Consider the following 14,722-nt stretch of genomic DNA (forward strand, 5'->3'; position numbering starts at 1 on the left):
GTACTTCTTCGGCAGCATATAGTGTTTAAATCAAAGGCTGTTTTCTCACATCCCTTACGATCTCTGCCTGTTTACAAATCAGGCTTAACCGTTCATTAGAAAAGAGCCAGATCAATAGACCGCAAGGAGGAAAAGAATGCCGGCCATTTCAGGGATAGAATATCTGCAGCGCATGAAAGCATTAAAGCCTAATGTTTGGTTAAAGGGCCAAGCCATTACAGAAGATCTTATGATGCATCCCGTTTATAAAGGGGCTATGCAAACAAAAGCATCTCTTTATGATTTGCAGGTCGAAAAAGAGAATATCAGCTTTATGACATTCCCTTCCCCATTTACGCAAAATCGTGTAGGAATGTCCTATCTAGAGCCAAAGACAAAAGAAGATTTACAGAAAAGAAGAAAAATGATTGAATACTGGGCGAATGCAACATGCGGGATGATGGGGCGGAGTCCTGACTATATGAATACGGCATTAATGTCTTTATCAGCTGCATCTGCCATTGTCGGCGCTCAGGATGAAGAGTTTTCGAAAAACCTTCGGAACATGTACGAAACTGCGCTTGAACAGGATTTATCTTTTACACACAGCTTTATTAATCCGCAGGTAAATCGTTCGTCCTATTATTTTGAAACATCCAGGCAGCCGGTCGCAGCAAAAGTGATGAAAAAGACTGCAGACGGACTGGTTATTAAAGGAGCCAGATTGCTTGCAACAGAAGGCGGAATGACGGATGAAGTGCTGATTTTCCCTTCTGGCGGCAATAATCTGGGCGACGATTATGCATTTGCCTTCAGCATTCCGGCAAATACGCCTGGACTGAAATTTATCTGCCGCGAACCGTTTCATGCTGGTGAATCTGCTTTTAACTATCCGCTATCCTCACGCTTCGATGAAATGGATACGCTTCTCGTCTTTGAAAATGTTCTGGTTCCATGGGATCGCGTGTTTTTTTACCATAGACAGGATATTGCCTTTAACTTATTTAACAAAAGCGGGTTTATTTCGCATGCCCTTCATCAGGTTGTCACACGACAGACAGTGAAGATGCAATTTTTAATCGGACTTTCTCAATTATTGATCAATTCTATGGATGTATCTGAGTATGAACATATCCAGCTGAAACTGTCTGAAATGATATTAGGTCTTGAGAGCATGCACGCACTCCTGCTTAAATCAGAAGCAGAGGCCAAGATAGATGCCTTCGGAACGATGACTCCAAGCTCTCATCCGTTATACGCAGCCATCAATCTGTTTTCAAAGCTTTACCCTCACTACATTGGTCTTCTGCAGCAGATCGGGGCAGGCGGTTTAATGGTTCTGCCATCAGAGGAGGATTTCACTTCCCCTATCGGCAGGCACGTTGAGCAGTATCTGCAGGGAGCTTCACTTGATGCAAAAGCAAAAACAAAGCTGTTTCGATTAGTATGGGAACTGACGATGAGCTCTTTCGGCACGAGACAAACTCACTATGAAAGATACTTTTTTGGAGACCCGATCCGCCTTGCAAAAAATTTATACAGCGGTTATGCACGAGAAAAATACATGGAAAGAGTCAAAGACTTTTTAGATCAAACGAAAGAAAGACCTCAGGAATGAGATCTTTCTTTTTTTCTAACGCCAACTCTTCCTGAAAAAAAGGTTGCACCCCCGCCCATATCTGATATCCGGTCTGGCGTAAGTGAGTTCACGAGCTGTTTTTTCCCGGGTTCATCTGACCATAATCCTTGGCTGACGACTACACCCGGCAATACGTTCTCTCCAACTGAAACTGTCAGCTCACATTCACCCCGGGCATTCCAAACGACAGCCATATCTCCACTTTCCAAACGAAGCATCCTGGCGTCCTTACTATTCATATGCAGCTTAGGAGCTTTTTCAAGGAATTTATGTTTTTCATTGTTTGAAAACGTGGAGTTTAAAAAGTTATGATTTGGACCAGGGACAAAGAGGAAAGGCAAATCGCTTTCTTTGACGAGCGGTGAAAATGTCGGCAAAGGCTGATATCCTGCTTTCTCCATGACACGTGAGTAAAGCTCTATTTTCCCGCTTGGAGTGTTAAGTCTTCCCGGAAATAGCGGTTTTACATTTGCTTTCACATATTTCTTCTTCTTCAAATCCTGAAAAGTGATCTTATCCATATACGGATTTTGAGGATTGTTCAGCGCCTGATCAATCATCTCTTCATCTGAATCTTTAAATGCCTGTTCTGTAAATCCCATTCCTTCCGCTAAAAGCCTGAACACTTCGACGTTTGATTTTGACTCTCCATATGCTTCAACTACCGGCTCCTGCAAGTGAAGATAATGATGCCAGTATGACGTATAAAAATCTGTATTCTCAAAGGCTGATGCTGCAGGGAGGACGATATCAGCATATGCCGCAGTCTCGGTTAAAAACAAATCATGGACCACCAGAAATAAATCTTCCCGCTCTAATCCCATTTTCACTTTATTAGCCTCTGGAGCGACGACTGCAGGATTGCTTCCATATACAAACATGGACTTTATCGCCGGATCGGCATTTAGAAGCTCTTCGCCAATTAAGTTCATATTGATGATTCTGGTCTGTTTTTTCTGGAGGAGGTCAGGGCGCTGCAGAGCATCTGTATTAAATGCCAAATATCCTGAATTGCCTTTAATAGCACCCCCTCCTTTATTCAGCCACTGGCCGGTCAGAGCTGGAAGACAGGCAATAGTCCTAATGCACATGCCGCCATTATCATGATGCTGCAGGCCATTGCCGATTCGAATACAGGATGGTGATGTTTGGCCGTACATTCTAGCCAGTTTTAATAGGTCATCTGCTGGAACTCCTGTTATTTCTGATACTGTATTCGGATCATATTGAACTACATGACTTCTCAGTTCTTCGTGTCCAACTGTGTAGTTTTCAAGGAAATCAATGTCCTCCATGTTTTCCTTAAACAAGATATGCATGATTCCAAGCGCGAGGGCACCGTCCGTTCCCGGAAGAATCGGAATAAACCAGTCTGCAAGTCTCCCAGTCTGATTTTTGTGAACATCAATGACGATGATTTTGGCCCCATTTTTACGCGCCTTTTGAGCAAGTGCCACTTGATGCATATTTGTGCTGACCGCATTAATGCCCCACATAATAAACAGCTTAGTATGTACAGTATCCTCTGGATCGATCCCAAAGCTTCCTCCCATTGTATACTTGTAGCCTGTTGAACCCGCAATTTGGCAAATTGTCTGATCAAGTCTGCTAGCGCCGAGCTTATGAAAGAAACGGCGATCCATTCCCTCAGCATTCAAATTACCCATATTTCCATAGAAACTGTATGGAAGAATGCTTTCCGGCCCATCCGTTTCAATAAGTGTTTTCCATTTAGAAGTAATAGTCCCAAGGGCTTCGTTCCAGCTGATCCGCTCAAATTGTTTTAAGCCCTTTTTCCCTGTCCTTTTTAAAGGATATTGCAGCCTCTTCTCATCATAGATGCGTTCAGCCATGTGCCGCACTTTATTGCAAATGCTGCCTTTTGTAACGGGATGCTCCGGATCCCCTTCCACTTTTATGATTCTGCCGGCTTTCTTATGGACAAGAAGTCCGCATTGATCAGGACAATCCAATGAACAAACAGATGGAAAGACACCATCCCGCTTTTCGATATAAGAATGCATATGGTTTCTCCTTTTATGAGAATAGTTGTCTCAATGATAGAATAGTTTTAACTTTCTATCAAGAATTCCTTTTTCATTCGTTTTAGACATAAAAAAACTGAAGAAAGTTCTCTCTCTTCAGCAATGTTTCCTATTGTTTTGTTGATGTTGATTCTCTCATTTTCAGTGTGGATGGAACCAGTACTTTAAGTGGCGTATCTCTATGCTCAATTACTTGCTCTTGTAATAGCTTCAATGCGATTTTTGCTATCTCAGCTGATGATACATGAATGGCAGTCAAGGAAGGGGCAAAGTAATGAGCTTCAGGAACATCATAAAAACTGACAATTGAGACATCCTCTGGTATCTTTACATTTTCCTCGCGCAGCGCCATGATAGCGGCAAGGGACATGACACTGCTTTGAATGATATAGGCATCAGCAAGCTTTCTGTTTGAAGCAGCTTCCTTTAGAATCCTGTATCCTTCCGTTCCGTACGGTTCTGTCAGGTAAATATGCTCTTCTGACAAAAGATTCGCTTTTTCTAGCTGCTCTTTCATTGTCTGCCCCCAATTAGAAGCGCCTATGTATCCAATTCGTTCATGTCCCATATCTTTTAGATGTGAAATAACGAGCTCTGTCATTTGAGCAAGATCTATACTTACGATATCTGCAGTGGAATCTGCAGTCCAATCTGTAACAAACACGATATTCTTTGAAACCTTTTTCAGCTTTTCCATATCGTTTTTCTGTAAACGGCCTATGACAATGATCCCATCCAAAGGCTCCATTTTATTAGTCGAATTGATATTTTCATAGCGGATGGTCTCTTTAATATGTACGTTATTTAGGAGGCATGCCTGCTCAACATGCTTCCTTAGTGCGATAAAAAAAGGATTTTCCAGTTCTCCGCCCGCAGCATCTAAAATGGCAAGTGCAATATGGATGCAGTTGTTACTGGCCGAAGACATTTGCATCTCTGTTAATCGGTAGTTTAATGTTTCTGCGGCCTGAAAAATTCTCGATTTCGTTTCTTCAGAGACCGTTGATTCAGCATTTTCATGGAGCACTTCATATGCTGCAGCAGCAGACACCTTGGAAAGCTTTGCAATCTCATTGATCGTTGTCATCCCTACACCTCTTCATTCATTGAATTCATAGGTTTTAATACCCTTTTTCAAGCAAAAAGAAAACCCTCTCTCAGGATAAGAAAGGGTCATTCGTTTAGCCATTGAAAATAGTTGGCTGATCGATAATGTCAAAATCATAAAAATTTGTAATGCTTTTTTCATCTGTAATCACCGTGAAGTCTCCTGTATTGAGTGTACCCGAACCAACAGAGAATTTACTTGTGCTTTTTGGCGAGAGGGCAAAGACATCCCCGGCACTAACAGCACCGGTGCTTGATTCAATAATAATGGGACCAACAAAAGCCGGCATATAATCTCCTCCTTTATTTTTTATTAGACTATGCCGAAAAGGGCTCTTGGGTTTCTTATAATAAAGGACCTGTAAAATAATAATGTGGTTCATACAGCCAAAGGCTGATTGCTTATACGTTATAGAATGAATAATAAGATAACTGAAATAATCTCAGCAGGACAATCACAGAGGGGGCAAATGAACAATAGAAAAGCCGCCAGTTACACCGGCGGCTTTCTATCGTTTTCATCTCTGTTATTTTTTCGGTTATCTGTCTCCTGCTTATACCTATTTCTTAATTTCACCAGCCTGATGACGTGTAAAAGAACAGCTTTTAGTACCGCATATGTCGGCACAGCTAAAATCATTCCTAAAATACCGCCAAAGCTGCCTGCGCCAATCAGCAGGAGAATGATGGTGAGCGGGTGTGTGTTTAATCTCTTGCCGATAATTAGTGGTGAAAGAATATTTCCGTCAATCTGCTGAACAACGGTTACAACAACTGCAGCGATCAAAGCTTTAGTCGGTGAATCGAGGAGAGCAATCACCACTGCAGGTGCAGCGCCGATAAATGGTCCTAAATAAGGGATGATGTTTGCAACAGCTACAATTATCCCGAGTATGAGCGCATAGTCAAGTCCAATCAGCGTATATCCGATAAAGCAGCCTGTCCCGACAAAGAGAGAAACAAGCAGCTGGCCCTGTATATATGCGGCAAGTGTCTTATAAAGGTCTTCAAAAATTTTAATGCCTTCACGTCTATACGCTGCAGGCAGAATTTTGACTGCTGTGACGGGAAACTTATGCCCGTCTTTCAGCATGTAGAATAAAATGAATGGAACCGTGATGACGATAAGGGTAATATTTGTAACAAAACCCAGAACCTTTGTTACAGATGATGTAATGCTTTCCGGCAGCGTTGTCGTCAGATTGCCCAATGATTTTTCCATTTTGTCGATCGTTTCCTCAATTGAAACATATTCTTGTGTCATCACCCATGTAAACCAGCGGGACTCAGACAGGTTCATGATGAACTGCCTGATTTCAGTTATGTATCTGGGGAAATTTTTAAACAAGTCTGTGAACTGCTGAGAAACAACCGGTCCGACTGTAGATAAAAGCAGCAAGATCAATCCGATAAAGATGAGATACAAGATAAGGATTGCAAGTGTTCTTGGCACTTTGTTTTTTTCTAACAGCTTAACCACAGGGCTGAAAATAAAAAACAGGATACCGGCAATCAAAATCGGGAAGAACAGCGTAGATGCAAAAACAATCAGCGGCTGAAATAAAAACGAAACCTTCGTACTTACGTAAAAAATTAACAGCAGCAGCAAAATTTCAATCGTCCAAAAATGAACCTTTGACTTATTCAGGTTACATCCTCCTCTGCTTCATTATGCCTGTTTCAAACGTACTATGAGAATGAAAGAGTGTCAAATTAAGATTTGATGAAGCTTAACCCATTCAGAGCTGAATGAAGCATCTTGGTAATCTTTTCCTGAATTTAAAGAAAAAGCTATGCACTGAGCATAGCTTTCATAATAAACAGATTAATTTTCTTCAGCAACAAGTTCTTCTACAGCTTTTTCAAGCTTAAAGATTTCTATTACTCTAATCAAGTGGCCTTCCATTTCTTTTGCAAAAAACTCATAGCCATCTAAAATGATGCTTTCTCCTTGCTGGATGTCGATATTTTCTGTCAGCATCCATCCGCCGATCGTGTCTACATCCGTATCATCGATATCTAGACCGAGCAGATTATTCACTTCATAGATAAGGACCTTTCCGTCCAGCAAGTAATGGCCTTCGCCTTTCTTCTGAACCTCAGGAACCTCATCCTGGTCAAATTCATCACGGATCTCTCCAACAATTTCCTCGATAATATCTTCAACTGTTACAAGTCCGGCCGTTCCGCCGTATTCATCTACGAGAATCGCCATATGAACGCGTTCTTTTTGCATCTTTATTAATAAATCATGAATTGGAATCGATTCGATGACTTGAATAACAGGGCGGATATACTTATCAATCGTGCTCTTTTTGCGTTCTTCTTCGGATAATGAAAAAATGTCAGTGAAGATCTCCTTGAGATTAATCATACCAAGGACGTGATCTTTGTCTCCGTTTACAACCGGATAGCGAGTATATTTTTCCATACTCATTGTCTCAAGGTTGTCTTGAAACGATTTCTCTACTGAAGCAGCTACAATTTCAGTTCGAGGCACCATAATTTCTTTTGCTACACGATCATCAAATTCGAAAATTTTGTTCATATACTTTAATTCAGATTGGTTGATTTCTCCGCTCTCATAACTTTCTGAAAGAATAATGCGAAGCTCTTCCTCAGTATGAGCAAGCTCATGCTCAGATGCAGGCTTTAGTCCAAAAAGACCTGTTACTACGCGGGCAGAACCATTTAGCACCCAAATGAATGGGAACATAATACGGTAGAACCAAATCAATGGAGCTGCAAATAAAAGTGTCACAGCCTCTGCTTTTTGGATCGCTACTGTTTTAGGAGCAAGCTCTCCAATAACAACGTGCAAGAACGTAACAGATGCGAATGCAATACCGAAAGTTATAATATGGGAAACCGATTCGTTAATTTCAAAGTTATCGAATACCGGTCTGAGAAGACGTTCCACTGTTGGCTCCCCCAACCACCCAAGACCTAAGGCTGTTACCGTGATTCCTAGCTGACACGCTGATAAGTATTCATCTAAATGAGTTGTTACTTTTTTTGCAGCCACTGCCCCTTTTTTACCTTCTGCAATCAATTGATCCAATCGTGAACTGCGGATTTTGACAATCGCAAATTCTGATGCAACGAAAAAAGCTGTTAAAGCAATTAAAATCGCCACGAATAACAAGTTAACTATGTCCAAAACACCCTTATTCCCTAATAGAGAATAAGGAGTCACCTCCTAAAATAGTAAGTTATCAGTTTAAAATATCCGTAAACTATAAAATCAATGAAGCAGAATCATTAATGATTGCATAAGCGCCATGCTCTGCGGAGAGATGCGGCTTGCTATGATTTCCTGATTTTCCCCATTCATTTTATCAAAAATTGGTTTCAGCTCTTTTATTTCATGTTCGAGCTGTTTCATATGCTTAGCCAGTATTTCGGCTTGTTTGATTAGCTTATCTTCTTCATTGGTTTGACTTCTCTTAAGTTCCAGTCTTTCTTTAATATCCTGCAGACACATATTGAATAACTTGCATTCCTCAATAAACTGAATGTCGTTAAGTGCCTGTTCAGAATAGAGGCGATAGTTGGACTTAGATGTCTTATCTACATGGAGCAGCCCAATTTGAGTATAGTAATCAATTGTTCTCTTTGATACGTTTGCTAATTTTGCTAGTTCGCCAATTCGATACAATGCCCCATCTTATCACCCCAATAAAAAAAGATTACTCCTATCATACCTTTTTTTTAACTGTACAGTCAAACGTTACGGTTATGGAAGCTGTTCTCTTAACCTGCCCTTCCCCAGTTGTATACTATTTGTGACAGAGAGGCGCCAGGTTCCATCCAATATAAGGATGGGACCTGGCGCCTCTCTTTTTACCTGAATACATGCAATCGTTGATTCAGTTCTTTTGTTTGTTGATATATGTCTTTATATATCTGGTATATTTCTTCATATACGATCACGTTTTCAGGGATTGGGCTGAATTCTTTTTCATACTGAATAAATGTTTCTGTACAATCTTCAATAGTATCGAACCAGCCGCAGCCCACTGCTGCAATTATGGCAGCTCCAAGAGCAGGCCCCTGCTCGCTTGTTAATTTAACAATCGTTGCATTAAAAATATCTGCCTGCATTTGCAGCCATAGTTCACTTTTCGCCCCTCCTCCTATGGAGATGATTTTATTAATTTCTTTCTTGCCTGTGGTTCTCATCAACTCCAGTGAATCATGTAAAGAGAACGTAATTCCCTCAAGTACGGCACGAGCGAAGTGATCGAAGGAATGTGAACCATCCATTCCGATAAAGCTGGCACGAATATTGGAATCTGCGTAAGGGGTTCGTTCTCCTGCTAAATAAGGTGTAAATAGAAGACCATTTGAGCCAATTGGAACAGAAGACACACCTTGAAGCATTTCTTCAAACTTCTTTTCCTTTGCGAAGGTATTCTTAAACCAGCTTAAGCTATATCCTGCTGCCAATGTTACTCCCATAAGGTAATAACTATTCGGCTTGGCATGGTTGAAAAAGTGCAGGATGCCGCGGAAATCCTGCTCTTTTTTCTCTTCGTATGACAGAAGGACCCCAGAAGTTCCTATACTGCAAAGTGCAGCCCCATCATTCACAATGCCCGCACCAAGGGCACCGCATGCATTATCTGCTCCGCCAGCAAACACCTTTGTTTCTTCGGCAAGCCCCATTGAACTCGCCATTTCCGGAAGAAGAGTCCCTACACAGTCAAAAGAGGATACAAGCTCTGGACAAAGAGCGGCAGAAATGGAAAAGGCACTGCATATTTCCTCGCTCCACTCTTTGTTTGTTACATCTAATAACAGTGTTCCTGCAGCATCTGAGTACTCCATATGCAGTGCGCCTGTGAGACGATAGCGAACATAATCCTTTGGCAAAACAAATGCAATGGCCTTTTCATAAATCTCAGGTTCATGCTGCTTTACCCACAATAATTTTGGCAATGTAAACCCTTCTAATGACTTATTTTTCGTGATATCTAACAGCCGGTTCCCTAAAACATCAACGATTTCCTGACATTGCGAAGTTGTTCTTGTATCATTCCATAAAATAGCCGGCCGTATTGAATGACCCTTATCGCCTACTAGCACTAACCCATGCATTTGCCCCGAAAAACTTATTCCTTTTACTGATTGAGGAGAAATCGATACCTTTTCGGTTAATTCCGCTACAGCACTGAGAGTTTGCGTTACCCAATCTTCCGGATTTTGTTCACTGTAACCTGCCTTCGGCTGAAATAGTTCATACTCTCGTACTGCTTCTCCTGAAACTGAACCTTTTTCGTCTACCAATACCACTTTTACAGAGCTTGTTCCTAGATCAATTCCAAGTACGTATTCCATTTAAGTTACCCCCAAAATATGAAAAGCGCCTCCTGACAACAAACAGGGAAACTGTCCATTTGTAGAAGGCGCTTCTTCTAATCTGTTTTTTAGAAAATATACTCATTTAACGCTGCTTTAACATGCTCTATTCGGTCGGAAGCATTTTTAATATTTTTGTTCTGCATTGTATACGTTTCTAAAGCTTTGAAGTCTGCCTTTCCGTTTACAATGTCTAAGCCAATACCTTCTTTGAAGGACGCATAGCGCTTATCAATTAGATTATCAAAGAATCTTTCTTCTTTTAATCTTGCAGCAATCTTCAATCCTCTTGCAAATGTATCCATTCCTGCAATATGTGCCAAGAACAAATCTTCTGCTTCGAAGGAAGAACGACGTACTTTAGCGTCGAAATTAACGCCTCCGGTATGTAATCCGCCATTTTCAAGAATTTCATACATTGATAGAGTAACAGCATATAAATCTGTCGGAAATTCATCTGTATCCCATCCCAGCAATAAGTCGCCCTGGTTAGCATCAATGGACCCTAACATACCGTTAACTCTTGCCACTCGTAATTCATGTTCAAATGTATGTCCAGCCAATGTAGCATGGTTTGCTTCTAGATTTAATTTAAAATCATGGTGTAAATCATATTTTTGTAAAAATGCAATCGTGGTAGCCGCATCATAATCGTACTGATGCTTTGTTGGTTCTTTTGGTTTTGGCTCGATTAAAAATTGGCCAGTGTAGCCAATCTCTTTCGCGTAGTCAATGGCCATATGGTAAAACTTAGCCAGGTTGTCCATCTCTAACTTCAGATCAGTATTATATAGAGATTCGTAGCCTTCACGGCCGCCCCAGAACACATAGTTTTCAGATCTTAATTCCTTTGCTGTTTCTAATCCTTTTTTCACTTGTGCTGCTGCATAGGCATAAACATCTGCGTTGGACGATGTGGCTGCCCCGTGAACAAACCGCGGATTGGTAAACATGTTAGCTGTGTTCCATAATAACTTTATATTGTTTGTTTTCATGTAATCTTTGAACATCGCAACAATTTGATCTAAGTTTGAGTTTGTTTCCTGCAATGTGTCTCCTTCAGGCGCGATATCGCGATCATGGAAGCAGAAGTAAGGTACATCTAACTTTTCAAATAACTCAAATGCTGCTTCTGCACGTTTTTTAGCAACATCCATCGCACTTCCGCCATCCCACGGGCGAATCATAGTGCCCGCACCGAATGGATCCGATCCATTCGCAGTAAAAGTATGCCAGTAGGCTACGGCAAAGCGCAAATGCTCCTTCATTGTTTTACCTGAAACAATTTCCTGCGGATTATAATGCTTGAATGCAAAAGGATTTTTTGACTCTTTTCCTTCAAATTTAATTTTATTTATGTTTTGGAAATAACTCATATCTCTATTCCTCCATTATCCTTTAATTGCACTTTTCAAAATAAATTGCTCAACCATAACATCTCTTCACTATTTAACAGCACCATCCGAAACACCTTTAATAATATGCTTCTGCAGGAACATGTATAGGATGATGACAGGAAGAATAGCAATCAATAATGCTGCAAGTGCTAAGTGCCATTGTTTTGAAAACTCTCCAAAAAAATAGAACATTTTCAAAGGAATGGTATACATCCCTTCTTTATTAATAACAAGTGACGGCAACAAGTAATCATTCCAGAACCAGATAGAATTAAGAACAATGACCGTAACAGTCGTTGGTTTTAACATAGGCAAGATAATATACCAATAGATTTGCAATTTATTGCAGCCATCAATAGTCGCAGCCTCATCCAAGGATTTTGGGATCGACCTAAGTGCGCCGTAGTATAAAAAGATTGCCATACTGCTGCCTAATCCTAAATACATGAACACTAGGCCTACGCGATTCAGCATACCAACACTGCCAAAACTCGTCATAAGCGGAATCATGATCGCTTGGAATGGAATCAGCATTGCCACTGCAAAAAGGAAATAAATAAATGAACTTACTTTACTATTATTACGAGATAGAGCGTAGGCAGCCATTGAGGCGCAAACTACTAAGACAAATACGCTTACAACGGTAATAATGACGGAATTCATCATACTTCTTACGAAATCCAATTCAACGAAAGCTTCTAAATAGTTATCGATAACTGGTTGTTGAGGAATGCCTAAAGTATTGACAAAAATCTCTTTCTTTGCCTTTAAGGAGTTAACCAGCACGAGATAAAATGGATAAAGCCATACTAAAGCCGTTATAACACCGACTATACCAATGACAGCTGGAAGAACCTTTTTGCTTCTCACAGTTCTACCTCCCTTTTTCTCGTAATATAAATTTGCACTATAGAAATGATGACGATAATAATTAAGAATACAACAGCTTTCGCCTGTGCATATGACATGTCTTGAATACCGAATGCTGTGTTATAAATATTCATAGCCGTCATTTCAGTTGAATTGAATGGACCGCCTGCTGTTAAGGCCATATTCTGATCATATACTTTAAACGCCCCAGATAGGGTCAAGAATAAGCTAACTGTAAAAGCTGGCGCCAGCATTGGAAATTTAATTCTCCAAAAACGCTGCCAGGAATTAGCACCATCAATCTCTGCTGCCTCTAAGAGTTCTTCAGGGATATTATTTAAAAATGAAATGTAGATAATCATTATATATCCAGCCATTTGCCAGACATATAAAATGACAAGACCCCAGAATCCGGTTTCTGTCGTTGAAAGCCAGCCGGACAAGAAGGAGAATCCGGTAATACCGGAAATGGATTCAAATGATTTAATAAAAATAAACTGCCAGATGAAACCCAATATAATTCCGCCAATCAGGTTTGGCATAAAAAACGCCGTACGCAGCGCTGTATTAAGTTTAAATTTCTGGGTAACCAGCAAAGCTAACGCTAATCCGATAACGTTAATGCCAATGACAGCTGCAACGGCAAACTTTCCTGTAAAAACTAATGAATTCATAAATCCTTCATCTGTCAGCAGACGTTTATAATTATCCAAACCGACAAATTTATCCACATAATTTCCATCCCAATTAGTAAATGAATAATAGATGCCCATAATCAAAGGCATAGCAAGAACTATAAATAGAGCTGCTAGACACAGTGATAGAAAGGCCCAATAGGAAACGCTTTTATTACTCACTGTAATGAACCTCCTAAGACGAGACTGAATCAAAAAGGGTCCGACTTCCACTCTCAATATCCAGTGTTCCTAAAAGCAATAAATATTGTTTTTGTGGGGTCAGACACATTTGGTTTTTAAGTCTTCCTCATTATTTATTCGTTGCTGCGCAGCTCTTCCCAAGATTTAGATGCTGATTTTGTAAACTCATCCCATGTAATATCGCCAGTTAGATATTTTTGGAATTCTGGATGAAGACCGCTTTGGAACCAGCCATTCGGATAGCTGCCATGAATCCAAACTGTGTTGTTTCCGTCCGATAAATGCTGATAAATTACTTTTGAAACTGGATCTTTAATAGAATCTGCGTCATTGCCTTTGTATGCAGGAATATATTTAAAATCTTCTATTAATGATTTTTTTCCTTCCTTAGATGTATACACCCAGTCTAAGAATTTTTTTGATTCTTCAACAACTTTCTCATCTTCATTTTTGTTGATGCCCCAGAACCATGAAGGACCTGCTGCAACAGTGCCTGGTTCACCATCTTTTAAGAACATTGGGACTAAAGCTAATTTCTCTTGAGAGAATGTTTCATCAATACCATCTAAAGTCGGAATAATCCAGTTCCCTTGATGAATAATTGCAACTTTTCCATTAGCGAATTTTTCTTCCACAGATGTACTATAATCGATGGATACTATCGGCTGAAGGTTATATTTGTTCATTAAATCAGTGTATTGATTAAATTGATTACCATACTCAAATGAAGGTTTTTCAGCTTCAAGTGCCGCATTTAAATCATTTTCGTACGCTAATGACATAAAATTACTAGAGTATTGAGAAACAACCCAGTTTTCTTTGGCACTGAAAGCAAATACCGCATCAATTCCTAATTCTTTCTTTTTTGAATCAATTGTTTTAACTGCGTTTTCGAAATCCGCAAATGATTGGATGGATTCAACTTCAATTCCTGCCTTTTTGAAGATTTCCTTGTTGACCATCCAGCCAAAACCTTCAATGTTATAAGGCAAGCCATATGAAACTCCATCAATGGTTGCTCCCCCTAATGTTCCTTCAATCGCAAGCTTTGCTGCTTCCGTTTCTGAAACATCCAATAAAGTCTTTTGCCACTTTTTCGCATCATTTAATCCGCCCATCATAAAAATGGAAGGTTCATCACCTGAAGAGAATTTTGCTTGTAATGCTGCTGGTGCATCCTGACCGCCGCCAACAGTAGTAACATTGATATCAACATTTTTATTTTGACTTTCATATGTTTCTACTAATTCATCAAGCTGTTTTTTTGTTTCAACTTTTATATTGAAAACATCAACTACTACTTTATCGTCAGACCCTCCTTTTGTTACATTTGAAGATGAACATGCCGTTGCTACTAACGAAACACTGAGTACACTGCTTAATAATAATGCAGTTCTTTTTTTCATTAAATTTCGCTCCTTTAGTATATGGAAATTATTTTATTAA

The 14,722-nt window shown here is 40.0% G+C and carries 12 protein-coding genes; 1 reads left to right on the forward strand and 11 read right to left on the reverse strand.

Translation table 11 applies throughout. The annotated features are described in order from the left end of the window. Positions 1–136 precede the first annotated feature (136 nt). Positions 137–1,597, forward strand: coding sequence for a 4-hydroxyphenylacetate 3-monooxygenase, oxygenase component (gene hpaB / locus QLQ22_RS21390; RefSeq protein WP_252207351.1), 1,461 nt, complete (start codon positions 137–139; stop codon positions 1,595–1,597). Here the strand turns inward: hpaB and QLQ22_RS21395 are convergent. From QLQ22_RS21395 to QLQ22_RS21445, 11 genes are all read right to left on the reverse strand, one after another. Then, positions 1,588–3,642 (reverse strand): molybdopterin-dependent oxidoreductase, encoded by a 2,055-nt coding sequence (locus tag QLQ22_RS21395; RefSeq protein ID WP_284015518.1) that lies wholly within the window; start codon positions 3,640–3,642, stop codon positions 1,588–1,590. The two genes, hpaB and QLQ22_RS21395, sit on opposite strands and share 10 nt — an antisense overlap. Before the next feature lie 130 nt (positions 3,643–3,772). Then, positions 3,773–4,750: a LacI family DNA-binding transcriptional regulator gene (locus QLQ22_RS21400; RefSeq protein ID WP_284015519.1), complete on the reverse strand. Its 978-nt coding sequence runs from the start codon at positions 4,748–4,750 to the stop codon at positions 3,773–3,775. Between the two features lie 94 nt (positions 4,751–4,844). Beyond that, positions 4,845–5,060, reverse strand: coding sequence for a spore germination protein (locus tag QLQ22_RS21405; protein WP_223437919.1), 216 nt, complete (start codon positions 5,058–5,060; stop codon positions 4,845–4,847). Between the two features lie 203 nt (positions 5,061–5,263). After that, positions 5,264–6,418 (reverse strand): AI-2E family transporter, encoded by a 1,155-nt coding sequence (locus QLQ22_RS21410; protein ID WP_223443654.1) that lies wholly within the window; start codon positions 6,416–6,418, stop codon positions 5,264–5,266. A 177-nt stretch (positions 6,419–6,595) separates the two neighbouring features. Then, positions 6,596–7,930 (reverse strand): hemolysin family protein, encoded by a 1,335-nt coding sequence (locus QLQ22_RS21415; protein WP_223437921.1) that lies wholly within the window; start codon positions 7,928–7,930, stop codon positions 6,596–6,598. Between the two features lie 84 nt (positions 7,931–8,014). Then, a complete protein-coding gene (locus QLQ22_RS21420) occupies positions 8,015–8,428 on the reverse strand; it encodes a MerR family transcriptional regulator (RefSeq protein ID WP_252207353.1) in 414 nt (137 codons plus the stop codon). 185 nt (positions 8,429–8,613) lie between these two features. Further along, positions 8,614–10,110: a xylulokinase gene (gene xylB, locus QLQ22_RS21425; protein ID WP_284015520.1), complete on the reverse strand. Its 1,497-nt coding sequence runs from the start codon at positions 10,108–10,110 to the stop codon at positions 8,614–8,616. A gap of 89 nt (positions 10,111–10,199) precedes the next feature. Then, positions 10,200–11,507 carry a xylose isomerase gene (xylA, locus tag QLQ22_RS21430; RefSeq protein WP_223437927.1) on the reverse strand — a complete coding sequence of 436 codons (1,308 nt, stop codon included), beginning with the start codon at positions 11,505–11,507 and terminating at the stop codon, positions 10,200–10,202. Between the two features lie 69 nt (positions 11,508–11,576). Further along, positions 11,577–12,398 carry a carbohydrate ABC transporter permease gene (locus QLQ22_RS21435; protein WP_252207355.1) on the reverse strand — a complete coding sequence of 274 codons (822 nt, stop codon included), beginning with the start codon at positions 12,396–12,398 and terminating at the stop codon, positions 11,577–11,579. Continuing rightward, positions 12,395–13,255 carry a carbohydrate ABC transporter permease gene (locus tag QLQ22_RS21440; RefSeq protein ID WP_223437931.1) on the reverse strand — a complete coding sequence of 287 codons (861 nt, stop codon included), beginning with the start codon at positions 13,253–13,255 and terminating at the stop codon, positions 12,395–12,397. Before QLQ22_RS21440 ends, QLQ22_RS21435 begins: the two co-directional genes overlap by 4 nt. Before the next feature lie 134 nt (positions 13,256–13,389). Continuing rightward, positions 13,390–14,682, reverse strand: a complete 1,293-nt coding sequence (locus QLQ22_RS21445; RefSeq protein ID WP_223437933.1) for an ABC transporter substrate-binding protein — start codon at positions 14,680–14,682, stop codon at positions 13,390–13,392. Between the last annotated feature and the right edge of the window lie 40 nt (positions 14,683–14,722).

The sequence above is a fragment of the Metabacillus hrfriensis genome (genome assembly GCF_030127205.1).
Classification (GTDB): Bacteria; Bacillota; Bacilli; order Bacillales; family Bacillaceae; genus Bacillus_P; species Bacillus_P dongyingensis.

Bases quoted from the DNA above. Each gene is read 5' to 3' on its own strand.
- hpaB (WP_252207351.1), top strand. From the start codon at position 137: ATGCCGGCCATTTCAGGGATAGAATATCTGCAGCGCATGAAAGCATTA.
- QLQ22_RS21395 (WP_284015518.1), bottom strand. From the start codon at position 3,642: ATGCATTCTTATATCGAAAAGCGGGATGGTGTCTTTCCATCTGTTTGT.
- QLQ22_RS21400 (WP_284015519.1), bottom strand. From the start codon at position 4,750: ATGACAACGATCAATGAGATTGCAAAGCTTTCCAAGGTGTCTGCTGCT.
- QLQ22_RS21405 (WP_223437919.1), bottom strand. From the start codon at position 5,060: ATGCCGGCTTTTGTTGGTCCCATTATTATTGAATCAAGCACCGGTGCT.
- xylB (WP_284015520.1), bottom strand. From the start codon at position 10,110: ATGGAATACGTACTTGGAATTGATCTAGGAACAAGCTCTGTAAAAGTG.
- xylA (WP_223437927.1), bottom strand. From the start codon at position 11,507: ATGAGTTATTTCCAAAACATAAATAAAATTAAATTTGAAGGAAAAGAG.
- QLQ22_RS21445 (WP_223437933.1), bottom strand. From the start codon at position 14,682: ATGAAAAAAAGAACTGCATTATTATTAAGCAGTGTACTCAGTGTTTCG.